The 21,526-nt window shown below is 71.3% G+C and carries 19 protein-coding genes, 1 tRNA gene and 2 pseudogenes; 9 read left to right on the top strand and 13 right to left on the bottom strand.

Annotated features, from left to right (window positions below):
• Positions 1-8: 8 nt before the first annotated feature.
• From RB146_10070 to RB146_10055, 4 genes are all read right to left on the bottom strand, one after another.
• Positions 9-518 (bottom strand): ferritin, encoded by a 510-nt coding sequence (locus RB146_10070; protein MDQ7829320.1) that lies wholly within the window; start codon positions 516-518, stop codon positions 9-11.
• A gap of 62 nt (positions 519-580) precedes the next feature.
• The gene (locus RB146_10065; protein ID MDQ7829319.1) at positions 581-1,693 is read right to left on the bottom strand and encodes an MFS transporter; all 1,113 of its coding nucleotides are present in this window, start codon (positions 1,691-1,693) and stop codon (positions 581-583) included.
• Positions 1,694-1,752: 59 nt separating this feature from the next.
• On the bottom strand, positions 1,753-2,199 hold the full coding sequence (locus RB146_10060) for a hypothetical protein (protein ID MDQ7829318.1): 447 nt from the start codon (positions 2,197-2,199) through the stop codon (positions 1,753-1,755).
• 18 nt (positions 2,200-2,217) lie between these two features.
• Positions 2,218-2,514, bottom strand: a complete 297-nt coding sequence (locus RB146_10055) for a class I SAM-dependent methyltransferase (GenBank protein ID MDQ7829317.1) — start codon at positions 2,512-2,514, stop codon at positions 2,218-2,220.
• A 141-nt stretch (positions 2,515-2,655) separates the two neighbouring features.
• Here RB146_10055 and RB146_10050 point away from each other — a divergent pair.
• Positions 2,656-4,398: pseudogene (locus tag RB146_10050) on the top strand (nitrite reductase (NAD(P)H) small subunit).
• Positions 4,399-4,407: 9 nt separating this feature from the next.
• Entirely contained in the window at positions 4,408-4,905 is a 498-nt protein-coding gene (locus tag RB146_10045) for an adenylate/guanylate cyclase domain-containing protein (GenBank protein ID MDQ7829316.1), read from the top strand.
• A 180-nt stretch (positions 4,906-5,085) separates the two neighbouring features.
• On the opposite strand, the gene RB146_10040 is transcribed toward RB146_10045, so the two are convergent.
• From RB146_10040 to RB146_10020, 5 genes are all read right to left on the bottom strand, one after another.
• A tRNA-Lys gene (locus RB146_10040) sits at positions 5,086-5,161 on the bottom strand.
• A gap of 154 nt (positions 5,162-5,315) precedes the next feature.
• Entirely contained in the window at positions 5,316-6,593 is a 1,278-nt protein-coding gene (locus RB146_10035; GenBank protein ID MDQ7829315.1) for a TRAP transporter large permease, read from the bottom strand.
• Positions 6,590-7,060: a TRAP transporter small permease gene (locus RB146_10030; protein ID MDQ7829314.1), complete on the bottom strand. Its 471-nt coding sequence runs from the start codon at positions 7,058-7,060 to the stop codon at positions 6,590-6,592. Before RB146_10030 ends, RB146_10035 begins: the two co-directional genes overlap by 4 nt.
• Before the next feature lie 53 nt (positions 7,061-7,113).
• Complete coding sequence (locus RB146_10025; GenBank protein MDQ7829313.1) at positions 7,114-8,091, bottom strand: DctP family TRAP transporter solute-binding subunit; 978 nt, start codon at positions 8,089-8,091, stop codon at positions 7,114-7,116.
• 212 nt (positions 8,092-8,303) lie between these two features.
• Positions 8,304-9,314, bottom strand: coding sequence for a LacI family DNA-binding transcriptional regulator (locus RB146_10020; GenBank protein ID MDQ7829312.1), 1,011 nt, complete (start codon positions 9,312-9,314; stop codon positions 8,304-8,306).
• Positions 9,315-9,557: 243 nt separating this feature from the next.
• Here RB146_10020 and RB146_10015 point away from each other — a divergent pair, with 243 nt between their 5' ends.
• The 6 genes from RB146_10015 (at position 9,558) to RB146_09990 (ending at position 16,657) form a co-directional block, all read left to right on the top strand.
• A complete protein-coding gene (locus RB146_10015) occupies positions 9,558-10,973 on the top strand; it encodes an L-fucose/L-arabinose isomerase family protein (protein MDQ7829311.1) in 1,416 nt (471 codons plus the stop codon).
• Positions 10,974-10,982: 9 nt separating this feature from the next.
• Complete coding sequence (locus tag RB146_10010; protein ID MDQ7829310.1) at positions 10,983-12,638, top strand: ribulokinase; 1,656 nt, start codon at positions 10,983-10,985, stop codon at positions 12,636-12,638.
• 14 nt (positions 12,639-12,652) lie between these two features.
• Entirely contained in the window at positions 12,653-13,642 is a 990-nt protein-coding gene (locus RB146_10005; GenBank protein MDQ7829309.1) for a tripartite tricarboxylate transporter substrate binding protein, read from the top strand.
• 10 nt (positions 13,643-13,652) lie between these two features.
• Positions 13,653-14,108 carry a tripartite tricarboxylate transporter TctB family protein gene (locus tag RB146_10000; protein ID MDQ7829308.1) on the top strand — a complete coding sequence of 152 codons (456 nt, stop codon included), beginning with the start codon at positions 13,653-13,655 and terminating at the stop codon, positions 14,106-14,108.
• A 15-nt stretch (positions 14,109-14,123) separates the two neighbouring features.
• Positions 14,124-15,644 carry a tripartite tricarboxylate transporter permease gene (locus tag RB146_09995; protein ID MDQ7829307.1) on the top strand — a complete coding sequence of 507 codons (1,521 nt, stop codon included), beginning with the start codon at positions 14,124-14,126 and terminating at the stop codon, positions 15,642-15,644.
• Positions 15,645-15,733: 89 nt separating this feature from the next.
• Positions 15,734-16,657: a dihydrodipicolinate synthase family protein gene (locus tag RB146_09990; GenBank protein MDQ7829306.1), complete on the top strand. Its 924-nt coding sequence runs from the start codon at positions 15,734-15,736 to the stop codon at positions 16,655-16,657.
• A 30-nt stretch (positions 16,658-16,687) separates the two neighbouring features.
• Here the strand turns inward: RB146_09990 and RB146_09985 are convergent, their stop codons facing one another.
• From RB146_09985 to RB146_09970, 4 genes are all read right to left on the bottom strand, one after another.
• On the bottom strand, positions 16,688-16,960 hold the full coding sequence (locus RB146_09985; GenBank protein MDQ7829305.1) for a DUF4242 domain-containing protein: 273 nt from the start codon (positions 16,958-16,960) through the stop codon (positions 16,688-16,690).
• Positions 16,961-17,014: 54 nt separating this feature from the next.
• Positions 17,015-17,392, bottom strand: a complete 378-nt coding sequence (locus tag RB146_09980; protein MDQ7829304.1) for a hypothetical protein — start codon at positions 17,390-17,392, stop codon at positions 17,015-17,017.
• Between the two features lie 455 nt (positions 17,393-17,847).
• Positions 17,848-19,509 (bottom strand): LuxR C-terminal-related transcriptional regulator, encoded by a 1,662-nt coding sequence (locus RB146_09975; protein MDQ7829303.1) that lies wholly within the window; start codon positions 19,507-19,509, stop codon positions 17,848-17,850.
• Positions 19,478-20,536: an AAA family ATPase gene (locus RB146_09970; protein MDQ7829302.1), complete on the bottom strand. Its 1,059-nt coding sequence runs from the start codon at positions 20,534-20,536 to the stop codon at positions 19,478-19,480. Before RB146_09970 ends, RB146_09975 begins: the two co-directional genes overlap by 32 nt.
• A gap of 70 nt (positions 20,537-20,606) precedes the next feature.
• On the opposite strand from RB146_09970, the pseudogene RB146_09965 reads away from it, so the two are divergent.
• Positions 20,607-21,154 (top strand): annotated as a pseudogene (locus tag RB146_09965) (phage integrase N-terminal SAM-like domain-containing protein).
• Positions 21,155-21,526 lie beyond the last annotated feature (372 nt).

Here is a 21,526-nt window from a genome sequence, read left to right as displayed (position 1 = left end):
ACCGCGGGCTACTCCTCCTCGCTCTCCTCGTGCGGGTGCCCCTCGCGGGCCAGGAAGTCCTCCACCAGGAGCAGCTGCGGGCCGGCCCGGCGCACCACGCTCAGCAGGCGCTCCATCGTCGAGACCTCCTCCAGTTGCTCCCGCACGAACCACTGCAGGAACTCCTGCGTCGTGTAGTCCCCTTCCTTGACCGCCTGCGCCAGCAGGCCGTGGATCTGCCGCGTGACCTCCTGCTCCCACTCCAGGGAGAGGCGCACCGGCTCTTCCGCGCCGCCGAACTCGCCGCGAGCACCGGGCGTGGCGGGCACCTCCACGCGGCCGCCCGCCTCCACGACGTAGCGGACGAAGCGCATGGCGTGCTCCCGCTCGTCGTCGGCCTGCTGGAAGAAGAAGCGGGCGAGCCGGGGCAGGTTCTCCGCCTCGAAGTAGGCCGCGATCGCCACGTACTGGAGCATCGCCCCGAACTCCCGCCCGATCTGCGCGTTGAGGGCGGCGTTCATCTCCCGGCTGATGAGCATCGTGGCCTCCACCGTGCGACCTGGATCTGTGCCGCGTTCCATTATAGGCGCCGTGGGCACCGCTATCGGCGCCACCCCACCGCCCATACCGCCGCCGCCTGCACCCCCACCAGGGCCAGCCAGGCCGGCGGGTACCCCACGCGCTCGACCAGCCCGCCGAATGCCGGGGAGGCCAGCATCGTGAAGACGTAGAGGACCGTGAAGAGCACCCCCAGGGTGGCGGCCCGCGCCACGGCGGCGCGCTCGGCCACCGCGGTGAGCGCGAGCCCGTTCCACCCCAGGAACGTGAAGCCCCCGGCAAAGGCGAGCAGTGCGGCGGCAGCCGGGGAGAGGTGGCCGGACGCCCCCACCGCGGCCAGCGCCGCCGCCGCCCCGCCCCCGGCCAGCGCGGCCAGCGCCAGCGGCCGCCGCCGGTCGCCGCGGAAGTGCCAGTCGGAGAGCCACCCCCAGGCCAGACGGCCGGCCACGCCGCCCAGGTGCACCAGCAGGAGGAGGCGCGCGGCGGGGGCGAGCGCCCACCCGAAGCGGTCGACGGCGTACAGCGGCAGGTAGCCGGTCAGGCTGAACTGGCTCACCACCAGCAGGCACGCGGCCGCCGTCGTGGATCGCAGGATCGGGTCGCCGGCGAACCGCCGGGCGGTGGCGCCCAGCCCTGTCGCGGGCGGCGGCGCGCCCGTCCCGGCCAGCCCGGGCACGACGAGCCAGGTCACCGCCGCGGCGACCAGCGCCGCCAGGCCCGAGGCCAGCAGCGCCGTGCGCCATCCCCACGCCTCGGCCAGCCACGGCAGGAGGAGCGCCCCGGCGAAGCCGCCGAGCGGCAGGCCGGCCTGACGGATCCCCATGGCCACCCCGCGCTCTTCCGCGGGGAACCAGCCCACCACGGCGTGGCTGCCGGTGATCTGGCTGGAGGGGAACCCCACGCCGGCTGCGGCCATCAGGAGCACCAGGGGAAGGAAACCCGGCGCCGCGGCAGCCAGGCCCACCACCACGCCCGTGGTTGCCGCGCCCAGGGCCATGACCCGCCGCTCGCCCAGACGGTCTGTGAGCGCGCCCGTGGGAAGGAATGTCAGCAGGGCGCCCAGGTCGAAGGCGGCCAGCAGGACCCCGACCTGGACCAGCGAGAGGCCGAAGTCGGCGCGGATGAAGCCGACGATGGCCGGGAGCCCGAACCGCACGACGGTCAGCCCGGCCTGGTGGACCGTGGCGGCCGCGAGCAGCCACCAGCGCGATCGGCTCAGGGGCGATCTTCCCGCTTCCGCAGGACCGTCAGGCAGAACGGGTCGCGTACGACGATGCGGGCGTCCGGGTCCCGCCGCAGCTCCCGGATCAGGCGCTCGCGCGTCTGCGGCGGGAGGTGGGCGGCCGTCCACTCCCGACGCAGAAACTCCTCCAGCGCGGCCAGGGAGCGGAAGACGGCGGCCAGCATGAACTGCTCCCGCCCTGCGAAGCCGAAGAGCCCCTGCCGGATCACCCGCTCGACCGCCCGCTCGCTTGCGACATAGTCGGCGTGGTAGTCGCCACGCTCGTGGAGGTGGCCGACAGGGACCGCCCGGCCGGCCACGCGCACTTCGACGGGCAGGTACTTGGTCCGCCGGCCGCCCGGGTCACGGTCGGGCCGCAGGTCCAGGAGCCAGCCCTCAGGCTGCAGGACCCGGTGCGCCTCTGTCAGGGCATGGACCATGCCCCGGTGGGCGATGCATCAGAGCGACCACGAGAAGAGGACGGCGGTGAAGGTGGCATCCGGGAAGGGGAGCGCCTCGGCGCGGCCCACCTCCAGCCGCACCCTGTCCTGCCACCGTCGCAGCCGTGTCCGGGCCCGGGCGACCTGGTCGGGATCGGGGTCGATACCCACCGCCGACCGGACGAGGGGGGCCAGGCGGCGAGTCAGCCGGCCGTCCCCGCACCCCACGTCGAGGAGGACGGACCCGCGCAACAGCGCATGCCGGAGGACCGTCCGCACCTCCCGCCGTTCCGGGTCGAGCCGCACGCCGCGCATGGCGTCACCTCCAGAAGAGAGTTCGGCTCGGGGAGATGGTGTCCTGTCAGCGCCAGGCTCCTCGCGTGCCCGGGCGCCCCGGGCGGCGTGTGACATGGGTCACAGGGCGCCTGCGGCCCGGCCCTGCTAGAGTGGAGCCGGATGGACCGCTTCGTGCGCGTCGCCACGCTGGAGGAGTTGCGCGCCGCCGGTCGCCTGGTCGTCCAGGCGGACGGGTACACGCTGGCCCTGTTCCTGGACGGCGACCAGGTCTTCGCTGTCGACAACCGCTGCCCCCACATGGGCTTTCCGCTCCACCGCGGGACGCTCAAGGACGGCATCCTCACCTGCCACTGGCACCACGCCCGCTTCGACCTGCACAGCGGCGGGACGTTCGACCGGTGGGCGGACGACGTACGCACCTTCCCCGTGGAGATCCGCGACGGCGAGGTGTGGGTGGACGTCACGCCGCGGGGCGACGTGCGCGCCCACCAGCGGGAGCGCCTGTGCGAGGGGCTCGAGTACGACATCCCGCTCGTCATCGCCAAGGCGGTCGTCACCCTGCTGGAGACGGGCGACGACCCCGACGAGGCCTTCCGCATCGGGCTGGACTTCGGCGTGCGCCACCGCAAGGCGGGATGGGGGAGCGGCCTCACCATCCTCACCTGCCTGCGCAACCTGCTGCCGGTGCTGGACCGCGAGGACCGGGCGCGGGCCCTCTACCACGGCCTGGCCGCCGTGGCCGCCGACACCTTCGAGCAGGCGCCCCGCTTCGAGGTGCGGCCCCTGCCCACCCTGGGGGCCAGCCTGCGGGCGCTGAAGCAGTGGTACCGCCGCTTCATCGAGGTCCGGGACGCCGAGGGCGCGGAGCGGTGCGTCGTCTCGGCGCTGCGCGCCGGCGCCACGCCCGCACAGATGGCCGATCTGCTGCTGGCGGCCGCCACCGACCACCGCTACCTCAGCGACGGCCACGTCGTCGACTTCACGGTGAAGGCCCTGGAGGCCCTCGACCATGCCGGATGGGCGGGCGCGGAGATGGTGCTCACCAGCGTCGTGGGCGCCTGCGCAGGCGCCGAGCGCATGGAGGAGTCGAGCGCCTGGCGCCACCCCGTCGACCTGGTGGCGATCCTGGAGGAGGCGTTCGAGCGCCTCCCCGATGCCCTGCGGGCCCAGGCGACGGCCGGGGACGGCGCCGTCCCCTGGGAGGGCGGCCCGGCCCTCGTCGATGTCCTCCTGGGCGAGGACCCGCAGGCGATCGCCGACGCGCTCCTGGCGGCGCTGCGCGAGGGCGCCGCCCCGGAGGCGGTGGCCGCCACGGTGACTTACGCGGCGGCGCTGCGGTTGGCCCGCTTCCCCACGACCAACGAGTTCACGGACTGGAACACGGCGCTGCACACCTTCTCCTTCGCCAACGCGGTGCAGCAGGCGCTCGGGCGGGTGCGCTCCCCCGAGCTCGTGCGCGGGGTGTTCGACGCGGCGATGAGCGTCTACCTGGACCGCTTCCTCAACGTGCCGCCGGCGCCCCTCCCCGCCCCGGCCGAGGGGGAGACGCCCGAAGCCCCCGAGGCGCTGCTGGCGGCGCTACGCGCGGCGCTGGACCGGCAGCAGCAAGTGAACGAGGCCGGGGCCCTGGTGGCCCGCTACCTCTCCGGGGGCGGCGACCCGGCGCGCTTGCTGGCCACGCTGGGCAGCCTGCTCCTGCGCGAGAACCGCATCTTCCACGCCATCCAGGCGGTGGAGGCCGCCGTCCGCCAGTTCCAGGCGCTCGGCCCCACGGCGCAGGGCGTGCACACGCTGGTCGCCGCCGCGCGCTTCCTGGCTGCGCACAGTCCCACCACCCGGTCGCAGCAGCAGACCTTCCAGATCGCCTACCGCCTCCACCGCGGCGAACGGCTCTACGCCGAGCCCGACCGGGTGCTGCGCACCGTCCTCTTCATCGACATCGTCCGCTCCACGGAGGTGGCCGCCGAGCTGGGCGACCGGCGGTGGCGCGACGTCCTGGGCAACTTCCAGGCCCTCGTGCGCAACGAGCTGGGCCGCTACGGGGGCCGGGCAGTGGACCTGGCCGGCGACGGGGGGCTGGCCACCTTCGACAGCCCGGGCCGGGCCATCCGCTGCGCGCTGGCCATCGCCGCGGCGGTACGCCGCTGGGGCATCGCGGTGCGGGCCGGGGTCCACACCGGCGAGGTGGAGGTGAGCGGCGACCGGGTCACCGGCATCGCCGTGCACGTGGGCGCGCGGGCCGCGGCCGCCGCCGCGCCGGGCGAGGTGCTGGTCACCGGCACGGTGCGCGACCTGGTGGCCGGCTCGGACATCCGGTTCGAGGACCGCGGCACCCACACGCTGCGGGGCGTCCCCGGCACCTGGCACCTCTTCGCCGCCCACGCCGACCACATGGGGCGGCGAGGGTGACCTCGCCCGCGTGAGTCCGGCCGGCCGGGTGCTCGGCGGGCCGGGCCTGCACGTCTTCTGGCAGGCCCTGAGGATCTGCGCGTGAGGGCGCATACGCCCGGGCGCGGGGGCGCGGGCTCGTCTGACTGCGCCGGGAGCAACACAGGCGGGACGCCGGAGCCCGGCGTCCCGCCTGGATCCTGGAGGGCCGTGAGGGACTCGAACCCCCGACGCGCGGGTTAAAAGCCCGCCGCTCTACCCGCTGAGCTAACGGCCCCCCTGGTCCACCAAACCATGGTATCCCAACGTTGCCGGTCTCTCAACGCACCGCACTGCCTCAGAATGGTCCCTCTTTGACCAGCGGGGCAGGCCGTGCAGCGGCCCACCTTCAGCGAAGTCGGCGGCTGCCCGCAGGCCCTGGAGCCCGCGTGCTAGCCCAGGACGAGCCGGGGCAAGAAGAGCACCAGGTCCGGCCACACGGTGATGAGGAGGAGGACGATCACCAGTGGGATCAGGAACGGTGCCGTCGAGCGCACCACCGTCTCAAAGGGCAGCCCGGCCACCCGGGAGATCACGAACAGCACGATCCCCACGGGTGGAGTGAGCGTCCCGATCATGAGGTTCAGGACCATCACCACCCCGAAGTGCACGGGGTCGATCCCCAGCAGCTTCGCGGCCGGGAGGAGGACCGGAGTCAGGATGATGATGGCGGCAAGACCCTCCAGGAAGCATCCCACCACCAACAGAAGGAGGTTGACCGCCAGCAGGAAGACCAGGGGGCTCGGGGCCACGCTGACCAGCCACGCGGCCAGGTTCTGTGGGACCTGAGCCCGGGCGAGCACGAAGGCGAACAGCGAAGAGGTCATCACCAGGATCAGGATGACCCCGTTGGCCTCCACCGTGTCCAGAAACAGGCGCGGGAGGTCCCGCACCCGCAGCTCCCGGTGAATCACCAGGCCCAGGAGCAGGGCGTACGCGGCGGCCACCGCACCGGCCTCCGTGGGGGTGAAGACGCCGCTCAGCATGCCGCCGAGGAGGATGGCGGGGGTGGCGAGGGAGGGCAGCGCTGCCCACGTGCGGGCCGCCACGGTACGCACCGGCGGCAGAGGGTGCCGGGGGTAGCCGCGGCGCCGGCTGACCCACGCGAGCTGCAGCATGAGCGCCAGAGCCATCAGCAGCCCCGGCACCACGCCGCCCAGAAACAGCCGACCGATGGACGCGTCCGCGGTGACGGCGTACACCAGCATGGGCACGCTGGGCGGGATGATGGGGCCGATGGTGGCGCTGGCTGCGGTGACGGCGGCTGCGAAGTCCCGCTCGTACCCTTCGTCCGTCATGGCCTTGATCTCGATGGCGCCCAGCCCGACGGCGTCTGCCACCGCAGATCCGGACATCCCCGCGAAGATCACGCTGCCGACCACGTTCACGTGGGCGAGCCCGCCCCTCAGCCAGCCCACCAGGCACTCCGCAAACGTGTAGATCCGGTTGGTCACGCCGGAAGTGTTCATCAGCATGCCGGCCAGCATGAAGAAGGGGGCGGCGAGGAGGGTGAAGGAGTTGGCCGCGGCCGTGACCCGCTGCGGGACCGCCAGGAGGACATCCCCCTGCGCCCACAGGTAGAGCGCCGAGGACAGCCCCAGGGTGACGAACAGCGGGAGGCCAAGCGCCAGCAGCAGGATCCAGAGAACGAAGAAGGCCCCCGCGCTCACCGCTCCCGGGCCTCCCGGAAGTGCTCCCACAACGCCTCCCATGTGTACAGCAACATCAGGGAGCCGGAGAGCACCGCGGCCGCGTAGATGACCGACCAGGGTAAGGGAAAGGTGATGGCCAGCGTGCTGCGGGACAGCCAGACCAGCTTGGCGCCCTGCACTGCCAGGACACCCAAGAAGCCAGCCGTGCCCAGCAGCCCCAGCCGGTGCACCCACAGGCGGACCGCGGGGGGCACCCGGTCGACCATGGCCCCGATCCGGACGTGGGTGCCGCGCCGGAAGGCCATGGCGGCACCCAGGTAGCAGGTCCAGATGTACAGGTAGCGGGCGGCCTCCTCGGTCCACACGAGCGGTCGGGCCAGGACGTAACGGAACGCCACCTGCGCCAGGATCACGAGGAAGATGGCGAACAGCAGGACAGCCCCCAGGGACGAAGCGGAGCGGTAAAGGAACTCTCCACCCGACACGGAACGGCTCCGGCGGGAAGGCGTCCATCCGGCGGCCCCGGGCCGCGTCGGCTTCAGCGGGTGTTCACGATCCGCTGGAACAGCCCCGGACCCCACTGCGCCTCGAACTGCTTCGGCAGGCTCTCCAGGACCGGCCTCCGGAAGGACTCCACGTCCGGCTGGATGACCTCCATGCCAAGCTGGCGGAACTTGTCCAGCAGCGTGCGCTCCCGATTCAGGATCTCCTGGTTGTGCCACGCCACAGCCTCCTCGATCGCCTCCACCAGGGCACGCTGGAACGGCCGGCCCAAGGCCCGCCACGTGCGCTCGTTGATGAGGATCAGTCGGGGCGTGAGGATGTGGCCGGTGAGGACCAGGTACTTCTGGACTTCGTACAGTTTCGCTGCGTCGATGGTCGGCAGAGGGTTCTCCTGACCCTCCACCACATTCTGGCGCAACGCCAGGTACAGCTCCCCGAAGGGGATCGGAGTGGGCTTGGCACCCCACGCGCGGACCATGGCCACGAACACCTCGTTCTCCGGCACCCGCAACTTGAACTCACGGAGGTCCGCCACGGTGTGCACGGGCTTCCGTGTCGTGGTGAGGTGGCGGACACCATAGTACGTGGCCGCCAGGATGCGGACCCCGCGCTTCTCGATGAAAGCCCTCGAGAGCTCCTCCGCAATGGGGCTCTTCATGACCGCGCGGAGGTGCGCCTCGTCACGCCACGCGTAGGGCGCCTCGAGCGCGCCCAGAGGAGGGAAGAACTGACCGATGGCCGCCGCACCCTCCGTGGTGAGCTGCTGGGTCCCCACCATGACGTTCTCGATCTGGTCCCGAGTAGTGCCCAGCTGGCCCGCGGGGTAGGCCTGGATCTGGAGGTACCCCTGGGTCCGCTGGGACACGCTGCGCGCGATGCGTTCGACCATCTGAACCGAAGGGTGGTCCGGCGGGAGGACCTCCCCCCACCGCAACACCATGACCGCGCCCGCGGGCACGCTCCACGTGAGGGCCACGAGTGCCAGGGCAACCCCGAGTGCGCGCCAGACCATGATCCCCACCCCCGGGGGTGCAAGATGTGATAACGATTGCAGATTATCAGACGCGTCCCGGCTGTCAAGGGGCGCATTGCCTCACAACGGATCCAGGTGAGGGCGGGGCCGTCGCCTCGTCGCACATCACTCCGGAGGGTGCGTGAGGCACCGGGCCCCAGAAACTCAGGTTTCCCTATGAGTCAACCCGCACACCGCATGGCCTCAACCGGTCAGCGCCGCTGCAGCACGGCGCCGCAGGACTCACGGATCACCAGGCGGGTCTTCAGCACGATCTCCTGTACGGGCCGCGCGGGGTTCTCCAGCCGCTGCATCAGCAACTGGGCTGCGCTGGTCCCCAGCGTGTAGGCCGGCTGGGCCACCGCCGTCAGGGTGGGTGTCAGGATCGGCGCCCAGTCCATGTCATCGAAGCCGATCACGGCCATCTCCTGGGGGACGCGCACCCCGGCCTCCTTCAGAGCCAGCATGGCGCCGATGGTCATCAGGTTGTTGGCCACGAAGAGGGCCGTAGGCGGACGGTTCATCTCCAGGAACTCCCGGGCCAGCCGGTAGCCGCTCTGCTGCTTGAAGTCGCCCTCCCGCACCAGGGCCGGATCGGCACGCAGGCCTGCCGCCTGCAGGGCCGCCAGGTAGCCGGCCAGCCGCTCCCGCCCGGTGAAGACACGGACCGGGCCGCTGATGATGCCGATGCGGCGGTGGCCCAGCGCGATCAGGTGGCTCACCGCGGTGCGGGCCCCCTCCATGCTGTCCACCAGGGCGGCGTCGGCCCGGATCCCCTCCAGGCGCCGGTCCACCAGCACCAGGGGAAGGCCGGTGCGCAACCAGCGGCGCAGGTGCGGGGTGACCTGGCCGCTTGACGCCAGGAGCAGCCCGTCCACCTGCTTCTCTCGCAGGATGCGCAGGTAGAGGTCCTCCTTCTCGGGGCTCTCGTCGCTGTTGCACAGGATCACCGCGTAGCCGTGGCGGCGGACGACGTCCTCCACGCCGCGGACCACCGCGGCGAAGAAGGGGTTGGCGTTGTCGGAGACGATCACCCCGATGGCGTGGGTCCGCTTCTTCACCATCCCCCGGGCGAGGGCGTTGGGGGTGTAGTCCAGCTGCCGGGCCGCACGCAGGACCCGTTCCCGCGCCCGCTGGCTGGCGTAGCCGTACCCGCCCAGCACCCGGGCAGCCGTGGCCACGGACACCCCCGCTTTGCGCGCGACGTCCTTCAGGGTCGCCATCGAGGCACCATCATACTCCGGCTCGTTTGGCCCGTCTCCTGCCGCATCCTGCACCGGCAAGCAGGATCCCACGGCGAACTCCCCCTACTCCGGGACTGGCAACGGACGGCCTCCGGGCGGGAGGAGTCGGCGGTCCGGCGGCAGAATACCAGGATCTGAAACCGTTATCACAACCGGGCCGGCGCACGGGGACGGGGCAGGAGGAGGGACCGGCCGGTCAGGCGTAGGGGGCGAAGGTCAGCCATGGGGTCTCCGAAGGTCGGCATCCTCACCTTCTCCGACGGCAGACCCCACGTCCACGAGGAGCTGCTTCCCCTCACCCGGCAGTTCCAGGACCGCCTGGCGGCGCGGCTGCGGGCCGCCGGCTGGGAGGTGGTCACCGGCCGGGAGATCGTCTGGACCACCGACCTGGCCCAGAGCGAAGGGAGGTACCTGGCGGCCCAGGGCGTCGAGGCTACCATCTTCAACTACGCCATCTGGGCCTGGCCGCACTACTCGGCTATCGCCGCCCAGTTCGTCCCCGGGCCGATCCTGCTCCTCTCCAACGTCAACCCCCGGTATCCCGGGCTGGTAGCCATGCTCGCAGCGGCGGGCAGCCTGGACCAGGTGGGGGTCTTCCACGGCCGCATCTCCGGCGACATCGACGACGACGCGGTGTTCCTGCGGGTGCAGCAGTTCCTCCGCCCGGCGGTAGCGCGGAACCGGCTGCGCGGCCAGGTCTATGGGGTGATCGGCGGGCGCTCCATGGGCATGTACACTGCCGTCCCCGCCCTGGACCAGTGGCGGCGGGACTTCGGCATCGACATCGAGCACATCGACCAGTTCGAGATCGTGCGCCGGGCGGAGCAGGTCCCCGATGCCCGCGCCGAGGCGGCCATCGCCTGGCTGCAACGCCACGGCGCCACCATCCACTACGACGGCCAGAAGCTGACGCCGGAGCTGCTGCGGCGCCAGGTCAAGGCCTACCACGCCGTGCGCCAGCTCGTGACCGAGTGGCGGCTGGACTTCTGCGGCATCAAGGGCCAGCCGGAGATGACCACCCACTTCGCCACCATGGATGTGGCCGAGGCCTTCCTCAACGACCCCTACGACTGGGAGGGGCCGCACGAGCCCATCGTCTGCGCCACCGAGGCGGACAGCGACGGTGCGCTGACCATGCAGATCTTCAAACACCTGGCCGGCACACCCGTGCTCTTCGCGGATGTACGGCACTACGACGCCGCCGACGACGTCTGGGACCTGTGCAACTCCGGCCAGCACGCCACCTACTTCGCCGGCCGCTCCTTCGACCCGGCGGTGAACCTGAAGCGCGTCCACCTCTACCCGGCCATCATCTACTTCCCCGCCGGCGGAGCGTCGGTGATGCACGTGGCCGCCCCGGGGCCGGTGACGCTGGCCCGGCTGGCCCGGCGCAACGGCACGTACTGGATGGCCATCGTGCCGGGGGAGTTCGTCGAGTTCCCCCCGGAGGTGCAGGCGGAGAAGGTGGCGGCCACCACCCCGCAGTGGCCGCATGCGTTCGCCCGCTTCCGCGTTCCCGCCGAGCAGTTCCTGGCCGAGTACGACTCCAACCACATCCACGGGGTCTACGGCGACTGGGTGGCGGACCTGGTCTGGTTCTGCCGGATGAGCGGCATCGAGCCGCGCGTCTTCGCCTGAGGGACTCCCGTGGCGCGCTACAGCATCGGGATCGATTTCGGCACCGAGTCGGCGCGGGCGGTGCTGGTGGACGTCGGCAGCGGCGAGGAGGTGGCCACGGCGGTCCATCCCTACCGCCACAGCGTCATTGACCGCGCCCTGCCCGATGGCACCCCCCTCGGCCCCGACTGGGCGCTGCAGCACCCCGGGGACTGGCTGGAGGCGCTGGAAGTGCTGCTGCGGCAGATGGCCGCCGCCGGCGGCCACGCGGTGGCCGGCATCGGTGTGGACTTCACCTCGTGCACGCTGCTGCCGGTCCGGGCCGACGGCACGCCGCTGGCGCTGGAGGAGGCCTTCCGGGACCGGCCGCACGCCTGGCCCATGCTCTGGAAGCACCACGCCGCCCAACCCTACGCCGACAGGATCAACGCCTCCGGGTGGGAGGGGCTGCGCTGGTACGGGGGCCGGACATCGTCGGAGTGGCTGTGGGCGAAGGTCTGGCAGGTCCTGGAGGAGGCCCCGGAGGTCTTCGCTGCCGCCGACCGCTTCATCGAAGGGGGAGATTGGATCGTCTGGCAGCTGGTCGGCCGCGAGGTGCGCAGCGCCTGCCAAGCCGGCTACAAGGCGCACTGGCAGCCGGGCGACGGCTATCCGCCCGCGACCCTGCTGCAGCGGCTGCGCCCGGGGCTGCCGGCGGTGCTCGACCGCCTGGGCCCACCACACCCGCTGGGCACGCCAGCCGGCGGCCTCACGACGGGATGGGCCGCCCGCAGCGGCCTGCGGGCGGGTACGCCCGTCGCCGTGGCCATCATCGACGCGCACGCCGCCGTCCCCGCCGTCGGCGTCGCCGAGGCCGGGCGGCTGGTGGCCATCGTGGGGACGTCCACCTGCCACATGATCCTGGGCGAGCAGCGCCACCCGGTCCCCGGGATCTCGGGAGTGGTACAGGACGGCATCCTGCCGGGGTTCTACGGCTACGAAGCGGGCCAGGTGTCGGTGGGCGACATGTTCGAGTGGTTTGTGCAGACGTACGGGGTCCCCCGCTACGGCGCCCCGGTCACGGCCTTTGCCCGTCTGGAGGGTGAGGCCGCAGCCCTGGCCCCGGGCGAGTCGGGGCTGCTGGCGTTGGACTGGTGGAACGGGTGCCGCACGCCCCTGGTCGATGCCGACCTCTCCGGCGCGCTGCTGGGCCTGACCCTGGCCACGCGGCCGGCCGAGATCTACCGCGCCCTGCTGGAGGCCACCGCCTTCGGTACCCGGCTGGTCCTCGACACCTTTGAGGAGGGCGGCGTCGCCATCACGGAAATCCACGCCTGCGGGGGGCCGGCCAGCAGGAGCCCGCTGCTGCTGCAGCTCTACGCCGATGTCACCGGCCGGCCGCTCTACGCCTATGACGTGCCCCACGCCTCGGCGCTGGGGGCAGCGGTCCACGGAGCGACGGCCGGAGGGGCCTATCCCGACCTGCTCGCGGCGACCCGAGCCATGGGAGCGCGTGCTGTGCAGCGGTACGAACCGCGTGACGGTCCGCGCCAGGTCTACGATGCCCTGTACGAGGTCTACCGGGAACTGCACGCAGCGCTCTCCCGGCCGGAGGGGGCCATCAAGCGGCTGCGCCGCCTGCGACGCACGGCCCCGCGCGAGCCGATCCCGACCGGAGCGCGACGCCCGACCACGGCATTCTCTTGATGGGAGGTGCGGGGATGAGACAGTCTGCACTGTTCCGCGGAGCGCTTCTGCTGCTGGGAAGCGCTCTGGTGCTGCTCGCAGCCGCGCCGCTGAGCTCGGCGCCGCCGCCCTATCCGACCAAGGCGATCACCATCGTCGTGCCCTGGTCCCCCGGGGGTGGGACGGACCGCACGGCCCGGGCCATCGCCGCCGTGCTGGAGAAAGACCTCCGGGTGCCGGTGGGGGTGGTCAACCGCACGGGCGGTGGGGGCGTCATCGGCCACATGGCCACCGCCACCGCCGACCCCGACGGGTACACCCTGGGGATGATCACCATCGAGATCACCATGATGAGCTGGCTGGGGCTGACCCACCTGACCTATGCCGACTACAGGCCCATCGCCCTGTTCATCAACAACCGCGCGGGCATCACCGTGCGCGCCGACGCTCCCTGGAAGGACTACAGGGAGCTGATGGCCTACATCAAGGCCAACCCCGGCAAGCTCAAGGCCTCCGGCACCGCTGCCGGAGGGATCTGGGACCTGGCCCGGGTCGGCTGGCTCCTGGCCGCCGGCCTGACCGCAGACCACGTCAAGTGGGTCCCCAGCACTGGGGCGGCCGCCGCCCTGGCGGAGCTGGCCGCGGGTGGCGTGGACATCTGCACCTGCAGCCCGGCCGAGGCCCTGCCCCTGGTGGAGGCGGGCAAAGCGCGGGTGCTGGCGGTGATGGCGGACAAGCGGTGGGATCCCCTCCCCAAGGTACCCACGCTCAAGGAGATGGGCGTCGACTTCGACATCGGCGGCTGGGCCGGCATGGCCGCTCCCGCCAGGACGCCGGACCACATCATCGCGTTCCTGGACGCCGCGGTGGGGAAGGCCGTCCGGTCCGCGGAGTTCACCAACTTCATCAAGACCAGCGGATTCTGGTTCGACTACAGGAACGCGAAGGACTTCACCGGGTTCCTGATGCGGGAGCACCTGAAGAACGGCAACCTCCTGAAGGCGGGAGGGTTCGTCACCAAGTAGGCGAGGGGCCATGGGAGCCTGGGACGCCGTAGCAGGTGTGCTGCTGGCGCTCCTGGGCTCCTATGTGTTCCTCGCTGCGCGGACGTTTCCCCACCTGCCGGGAGGGTATCCCGGGCCGGGCCTGTTCCCCCAACTGCTGGGGGGCCTCCTGGCGCTCTCCGGAGCGGGACTGCTGGCTCACGGTGCGCTGACGGGCACGCTGCGGCGGCGGATACCGCTGTTGGGGGCTTCGCGGAAGGAGCAGGTTCGCGCGCTCCTGGTGGTCCTGGCGGTCATCCTGTACATCCTGCTGGTGGACCGCCTGGGCTTCGTCCTCCTCGCCTTCCTGATCCTGGCGGGATTGATGCTCGGACTGGGGGTCCCGGCCCGCTGGAGTGTCGGCCTGGGGGTCGCGCTGACGGTCCTCTTCTACCTCCTGTTCGGAAGACTCCTGCACGTGCCGCTGCCGGGCGGGCTGGTCCCCTGAGGATGCCCTCCCCCGATGGCTGAGCTCATCCTCGAGAGCCTGACCGCCCTGGCCGACCCGGGCGTCATCCTGGTCATCCTGCTCGCGGCGCTCTACGGGCTGTTCATCGGCGCGATCCCGGGGCTGACCGTCACCATGGCCGTGGCCCTCTTCGTCCCCTTCGCCATCTTCCTGGACCCGATCCCGGCCCTGGCGGCGATCATCACCCTGCAGGCGCTGGGGATCTTCGCCGGCGACATCCCGGCGGCGCTGGTGCGCATGCCGGGGACGCCGGCCTCCGCCGCCTACGTCAGCGACTCCTACGCCCTCAGCCAGCAGGGCCAGGCCCGCCTGGTCCTGGGCGTGGATGTGGTGGCCTCGGCGCTCGGGGGCCTGATGGGATCCGTCGCCCTCATCGCCGGGGCATCGGCGCTGGCGGAGTTCGCCCTCACCTTCAGCAGCTACGAGATCTTCTGGCTGGCCCTGCTGGGGTTGAGCACCACCGCCTTCATCGCCACCGCCTCCCCGCTGAAGGGCCTGGTCTCCGTCACCCTCGGCCTGCTCCTCTCCACGGTGGGCATCGACATCACCCTGGGATTCCCCCGGTTCACCTATGGCGTGCCCTTCCTGCTGGGCGGGATCAGCTTCATTCCCGCCATGATCGGCCTCTTCGGGGTGAGCGAGATCCTGCGCACGGTCCTCAAGGGGGAGATGCACCTGGCCTACGCCCGGCTGGAGCGGGGGCCGTCCTTCCTGCCGGCCCTGCGCACAGTCTGGCGCCACCGGATCAACGCCGTGCGGGGCGGGCTGGTCGGGCTGATCTCTGGGGTGCTGCCGGGTGCGGGCGCGGACATCGGCGCCTGGCTGGCCTACGGGGTGGCCAAGCGCTTCTCCAGGGAGCCGAGGAAATTCGGCCGGGGATCGATGGAAGCCATCGTCGAAGCGGGGGTGGCCAACAACTCCGACCTAGCCGCCGAGTGGATCCCCACCCTGGTCTTCGGCATCCCCGGCGACGCCTTCACCGCCGTCGTCCTGGGGATCCTCATGATGAAGGGGATGCGGCCCGGCCCGGCCATCCTGCACAACTACGCCGACGTCCTGGTGGCCGTCTACATCACCTTCATCCTGGCCAACCTGCTCATGGTCCCCCTGGGGTTCCTGGCCATTCGCGCCAGCAGCCTGCTGGTGCGCCTGCCGCGCAACGTGCTGGTCCCGGCCATCCTGATGATGTGCGTGGTGGGGGCCTACGCCATCAATAACAACCTCTCCGACGTGGGCCTGATGCTGGCCATGGGCGTCCTGGGCTTCATCCTGGAGGCGTTAGAGTTTCCCGTAGCGCCCATCGTCCTGGGCTTGGTGCTCGGCCCGCTGCTGGAGCAGAACTTCATGATCAGCCTGATCAAGAGCGAGGGCCACCTCGCCCTCTTCTTCAGCCGACCCGTGAGCGCGGTCCTGGGCGTGCTCACCGTGGCGGTCTGGCTCCTGCCGCCGGCCACGCTGGCCTGGCGGCTGCTGCGGCGTCGCAGGTCCGCCCCACAGCCCGTTGCCGAGGGGTAACCGCGGGCCGGCGCGCACGCTTTCTGCCGAGGCCGTCACGCGCTCGGCAGCTGCAGGCTCACCGGGCATAGGAGCATAGGAGGGCAGCGATGTTCGACCGGACGAAGCTGCGCGGCGTCGTCGTCCCTGCGGTCACCCCCTTCGAGGAGGACGGGTGCACCGTGAGCGAAGCGGGCGTGCGCCAGCTGGTCGACTTCCTCGTGGAGCAGGGCGTCCACGGGATCTTCGTGGCCGGCACCACCGGGGAGGCGGCCGCCCTGGACGACCTGCAGTGGCGTCGCCTGGTGCAGGCCGCCAGCAACGCCCTGCGTGGTCGGGTTCCGCTTCTCGCGGGTGTCATCGCCCCCACCACGGCCCTGGCCGCGGCGCGGGCCCGCCAGGCATCCGACCTGGGTGCAGACGTGGTGGTGGCCACTACGCCCTACTACTACCTGCCCACGCGGACCGAGCTGGTGGCCCACTTCCGGGCAATTGTCCAAGCCACGCCGCTGCCGGTCCTGCTCTACAACATCCCCCAGAACACCAAGGTGCCCATCACCCTGGCGGCCTGCCGGGAGCTGGCCGACCTGGAGCAGGTCGTGGGCCTGAAGGACTCCGCGGGCAACGTCACCGAGTTCCGCCAGGCCGTCCTGGCGCTGCGTGCCGGGGGGCGCGACTTCCGCATGTTTCTGGGCACCGACCACCTGACGGATGTGGCGGTGCTGGTGGGGGCGCAGGGCACGGTGCCCTCCCTGGGCAATGTGGCCGGGCGGGAACTGGTGGCGGCCTTCGAGGCGGCAGAAGCCGGCGACTGGGCGCGCAGCGCCCACCACCAGGAGCGGGTGGCCGCCCTGGCCCGCATCTACGACGTGCGGGGGGAGGTTCACCAGACGGGCATCATCGTCGGGCTGAAGTGCGCGCTGACCCTGCTGGGGGTCGCCGCGGGCCCGCCGGCACCGCCCGCGCTGCCGCCAAGCAGCGAAGAGGTCCGGCGGGTGGAAGCGATCCTGCGGGAGGGCGGACTGCTCCGTTGACGCCGCATCGCGATCGCCTCCTCTCAGTGACTACGGTGAACCCCTCCCGGCATCACCGCGGGAAACGTCGACCGCCTCAACGACCCGCAGGAACGGGATCTGCGCCGCCCGGCAGACGGCTTCCACGGCCGCAGCGTCGGGGGCCTCGAACAGGTACATCACGCGCCAGTCGCCCGGCACCCAGATCGCCCGCAGGTAGCGGACGGCCGTTCCCCCCGCACCCGGCGCGCATGCCCGGCGGGCGCGCTCCTCGGTCCCCCTCAGTTGCTCCGGCGTCATCCCGGGGAAATCGCAGTCGGCCATGTATACCGGCATCGTCCCGATCGAGATGTCACCCAACGGCCGCCAGGACGGCAGTCACGATTTCAGCTCGGCCCGCAGCTCCTCCAGGATCCGGGGATCGATGGTCCGAACCATGTCGGCCACGCTGACCTTCAGCAATCCCACGTCGGCCAGCAGCTGTCCGTAGAAGCGGAGGCTGCGTTCCGGGCTCAGGTTGCGCCAGTTCGCCGGCACCATGCTCGCGGCGTAAACGACGTTCTGGAAGTTGGCGGGGCCGCCGAAGAGGCCGCGGTCGGTTGCGCGTTTCACGGCGTCGGCACGGCTCGCCGTCTGCGCGTCCGCCGACCGGAGGATGGCCCGCACAGCGCGCTTTGTCGCCATGGGGTTGGTGCGGTACCACTCCTGCTTGGCGACAAGCAGGCAGCAGGGCAGCGTGGACCACGGCCGGTCCATGGAAAAGCCACGTCGATGTCAACACGCCCGCTGGCCAGTTGCCCGCCAGCGAGGAGCTCCGTCCGGGTGAAGCCTTCCTGCTGGAGGAATGGTTCAACCGCCATGACCGGGTGATCGCAGGGAAGCATGCCGAGCCGGATCGTGGTGGTCTCGGGCGGGGGCTGCGCCGCGCCCTGCGCGACCTGGCCGGTTTGAGCGGGCGTCATGATGTACTCGGTAAGCCAGGGGACGGCGGCCAGTCCCGCGGCAATGCCGGCGCCGCGGCGAAGCACCTCACGTCGAGTCAGCATGGGCATCCCCCTTTCTCCCGCCCACGCCCGAGCCCGTCCGCCGCAGCCACCAACCAGGTGGACCGACCTCGGGCCATGGTGCCGGAACCCGCCCCGAGAGCGTAGCAACGGGCGGGCCAGGAGGCGTCACCAGAAGTCAGTAGGACGATAGTGATTCTGGCGGGGTCAGGAGGAAGGTTTCAGGCTCCGCTCCACAGCCCAGGCGGCGACCTGCGCGCGCGAGGCGAAGTCCAGTTTGCCCAGAATGTGCTGCACGTGGGTGGCGGCCGTGTTCTCGCTGATGAACAGCCGGCGGGCGATCTCCCGGTTGGGAAGCCCCAGGGCGATCAACGCGGCGACCTCCCTCTCCCGCGGCGTCAGAGGATCCACCGGGCGCGGCATCCGGCTCGGCGGGGGCAAAGGCATCTCCACGCCCAGGGCCTCGGCCACCGCCACGCTCAGGGAGAGCCCCGTCCCCGCAGCGACCGCACGGTGGAAGGCTTCGGAGCCCAACTGGTCCTCGGCGCCGGAACGCGCGCGTGCCAGGCGCTCGGGCCGCGGCACGGAGGGGAACCAGCCCGGCCACCGGGTGATACCGATCCGGTCCAGCAGCGCGTCGGCGGCACCGAACAGTCTGGCCGCCCGTTCCACCTGCCCGTGGTCCGCGGCCAGCAGGGCCAGTCCTTCCAGGCAGCGGGCCAGCCCCAGCCGGTCCCCGACCTGCTGGAACAGCTCCAAAGATTCCCGGTTGTAGACCATCGCCCGGTCGTCAGCACCTGCGTCCTGCCAGACGACGGCGAGTTCCCCAAGGGAGGATGCGATCATCCCGGGATCGCCGAGCTCCCGCCGCATCCGCAGGGCTTCCTCATGAAACTGCCGTGCTCCGTCATGATCGCCGCGCACCAGCGCCACGCGCCCCAGGTGCACAAGGGCCTGGGCCATACCGTCCCGCTCTCCGAGCGCCTCAAACGCGCGCCAGGTGGCTCCACCCAGGGCCGCGGCCTGGACCAGGTCGCCCTCCGCCAGTGCGGTGGCGGCCACGCCGTACGTGGACCAGGCTGCGCCGCGGTCGTCGCCGAGTTCCCGGGAGAGCGCGAGGCTGCGTTCAAACGGCTCCCGCGCGCTGCGGAAGTCATGCCCCTCGATGGCCACAAGGCCCACCAGCCGCAGCGCTGTGGCAATCCCCTGCGAGTCCGACAGGGACTCAAAGAGCGCCAGGCTCTGCGCAGCCAGTTCCCGGGCCCGCCCCATCTCCTGCCGGTCCCGGGCGATCAGGGCAAGCGTACGCAGGCAGTGCGCCGCGGTCTGATGGTCCTCCAATTGCCCGGCGAGAGCAACAGCCTCCCTGGCCAGGGAGGCTGCCGCGGTGTAGTCGCGCACACGCCAGGCGAGCACGGCCGCGCCGTGCAGGACCCTCAGGCGGAGGGAAGGAGGTGCCGCCTTGACCAGGGGGAGCGCCACCGCGGTCCAATGATGGCCCTCCATCCAGTATCCGCGGACGTTCCAGAAGCGCCACAGTGCGGCGACGAACCGCAGCAGCGGCGCGGAGTCTCCCCCCTCCGCGCGCACTCTGTCCAGAGCGGCGCGGAGGTTGGGGTAGTCGCGATCCAACCGGTGTATGACGCAGGCCTGCTCCCGGCCGGTCAGCGCAGGTTCGGCGCCCTCGACCAGGGCCAGGTAGAACTCGGTGTGGCGGCGCTGTGCCTGCTCCACGTCGCCGCTGGCGACCAGTTGCTCCAGGGCGAACTCCCGGATGGTTTCCAGCATCCTGAAGCGCGGAGTCGCCCCGGGTTCCGTCTCCCGCCGCAGCAGGCTCTTATCCACCAGGGCGGCGAGCCCTGAGAGCACATCCTCCTCGAAGTCCGCGCACACGGCTTCCGCCGGCATCAAGGGCGAAGTCACCGATGAAGACCGCCAGACGGCGAAAGAGCGCCTGCTGGGATGGTGTCAGACGTGAGTAGCTCCAGCCCACCGCCGCCCGCAGCGTCCGGTGGCGGGCCGGCAGGTCGCGCGCCGCCCGCTGCAACAGCGTCAGCCGGTGGTCCAGGCGCTCGCGGATCGCTTCCGGGGAAACCGCCTTGACCTGCCCCGCCGCCAGCTCCAGCGCCAGCGGGAGACCGTCCAGGCGGACACAGATCTCGGCGACGGCGCGCGCGTTTTCGGGGGTCACGGCAAAGGCGTAGTCGACGGCCCGGCCGCGGGCGATGAACAGGGCGACCGCGGGAACCGCAGACAGTGCCGCGGGGTCCGGCAGGTTACGCAGGTCGGGAACCTGCAGGGGCGGGACGGCGATCTGATGCTCCCACATGAGGCGGAGGGGTTCTCGGCTCGTCACCAGAACCTTCAGCTGCGGCGCCGCCGCCAGCAGGGCGGCCACCTCGGGAGCCGCCTCCACGACGTGCTCGAAATTGTCCAGCAGCAAGAGGAGGTGCCGCTCGCGCAGGGCCCGGATCAGGGCCTCCACCGCGGACAGCTTGGCGCGCGGGCGAATTCCCAGCCTCTGCGCGACGGACCAACTGACCCGCGCCGGATCCGTGACCTGAGCGAGATCCACGAAGACCGCGCCGTGGGCAAACGCTGCGGCCGCGGAGCGGGCTGCCTCCACGGCCAGGCGGGTCTTCCCGATCCCCGGGGCCCCGGTGAGCGTGAGTAACCGGATGTCGGCCCGCTGCAACGCCGCCGCGATGGTGGCGAGTTCCGCCTCTCGCCCGACAAGCGGAGTGGCGGTGGCCGGTAAATCCACTGGCACGACGGCCCTCTCCCTGGCCTGCCCCGCTGGGCTGCCGCCCCGGTTGCAGTGTCCGTTCTCGCTGGCGATCCCTTGCTCCTGCGCGGTCGAGGCGCCCGCGCCCAGACCAAGGGCAACGACGAGCAAACCAGCAGCTCCCCCCCACACACAGCGCACATTGGGACGATTACTGGTAGTGGAGCGTCTCTCTTCGACCATGGAACCCGTTCCTCTGCCTGCGGCGGGCCGGTCGGGTCCGCCGCCGCGGCTCCTCGACCGCGTGCGGGACGCCCTCCGCGCGCATCACTACAGCCGACGCACCGAGGAAGCGTACATCGCCTGGATCCGCCGGTACGTCCTGTTCACGGCAAGCGTCACCCGACCGAGAGGGGCGCCGCGGAGATCGCGCAGTTCCTCACATCGCTGGCCGTGCAGCGCAACGTGGCGGCCTCGACCCAGAACCAGGCCCTCAGCAAACTCCCCGGGGCCCTGATGCGGAAGTACCTCAGCGCGGGCCGGGAGTGGGGCTGGCAGTGGCTCTTCCCGGCCACCCGGATCTACGTCGACCGGGCGACCAGGCAGGCGACCTGCCACACCCTCCGCCCCTCGTTTGCCGCCCACTTGCTGGGGGACGGACATGACATCCGTACGGTTCAGGAACTGCTCGGCCACCGCGACGTGAGCCCGACCATGATCTACACCCACGTGCTGAACCGCGGCCCCGGGGCGGTTCGCAGTCCGGCCGATCGGTTGGCCGGGCTGTAGGGGAGGTGGCCAGGCCCCGGCGAGTCACCGGCCGCCAGAGGGCCTTCGGGATTGTAGAAGCAACGTCAGCATGTGATGATGGGCGCCAAGGACAGCCGGCATGCCAGCGGTGGCCACAGGTCGGGGCAGGACAGGTTAGGCAGGTCTGCCTATCACGGAGCCGGGTAGCTGGTCGCGGGCGGGACTCGTTAGGGAAGCGGGTGGGATCAAGGAGAGAAAGGCGACAGGTGCTAGACTGCGAGACTCGCTGCGTTGGAAGTGCTAGACAGGTCTACCCAATTCTTGTTGGGCCCCAGAAGGCGACCCGGGGTGTTGATTTGATCCCTCGTCGTTCGACTGGCGGGTGCGCACCCACGGGCGTTAAAGGAGAGA

The sequence above is a fragment of the Armatimonadota bacterium genome (assembly GCA_031081585.1).
GTDB classification, from domain to species: Bacteria; Sysuimicrobiota; Sysuimicrobiia; order Sysuimicrobiales; family Humicultoraceae; genus Geohabitans; species Geohabitans tengchongensis.
Note: the sequence above shows the minus strand (reverse complement) of the source record. Positions and strands in the feature narration are given on the sequence as shown.

Coding starts and splice junctions, on each gene's coding strand:
- RB146_10070 (MDQ7829320.1), bottom strand. CDS start 518: ATGCTCATCAGCCGGGAGATGAACGCCGCCCTCAACGCGCAGATCGGG.
- RB146_10060 (MDQ7829318.1), bottom strand. CDS start 2,199: ATGGTCCATGCCCTGACAGAGGCGCACCGGGTCCTGCAGCCTGAGGGC.
- RB146_10055 (MDQ7829317.1), bottom strand. CDS start 2,514: ATGCGCGGCGTGCGGCTCGACCCGGAACGGCGGGAGGTGCGGACGGTC.
- RB146_10025 (MDQ7829313.1), bottom strand. CDS start 8,091: ATGGTCTGGCGCGCACTCGGGGTTGCCCTGGCACTCGTGGCCCTCACG.
- RB146_10020 (MDQ7829312.1), bottom strand. CDS start 9,314: ATGGCGACCCTGAAGGACGTCGCGCGCAAAGCGGGGGTGTCCGTGGCC.
- RB146_10015 (MDQ7829311.1), top strand. CDS start 9,558: ATGGGGTCTCCGAAGGTCGGCATCCTCACCTTCTCCGACGGCAGACCC.
- RB146_10005 (MDQ7829309.1), top strand. CDS start 12,653: ATGAGACAGTCTGCACTGTTCCGCGGAGCGCTTCTGCTGCTGGGAAGC.
- RB146_10000 (MDQ7829308.1), top strand. CDS start 13,653: ATGGGAGCCTGGGACGCCGTAGCAGGTGTGCTGCTGGCGCTCCTGGGC.
- RB146_09995 (MDQ7829307.1), top strand. CDS start 14,124: ATGGCTGAGCTCATCCTCGAGAGCCTGACCGCCCTGGCCGACCCGGGC.
- RB146_09990 (MDQ7829306.1), top strand. CDS start 15,734: ATGTTCGACCGGACGAAGCTGCGCGGCGTCGTCGTCCCTGCGGTCACC.
- RB146_09985 (MDQ7829305.1), bottom strand. CDS start 16,960: ATGGCCGACTGCGATTTCCCCGGGATGACGCCGGAGCAACTGAGGGGG.
- RB146_09980 (MDQ7829304.1), bottom strand. CDS start 17,392: ATGGACCGGCCGTGGTCCACGCTGCCCTGCTGCCTGCTTGTCGCCAAG.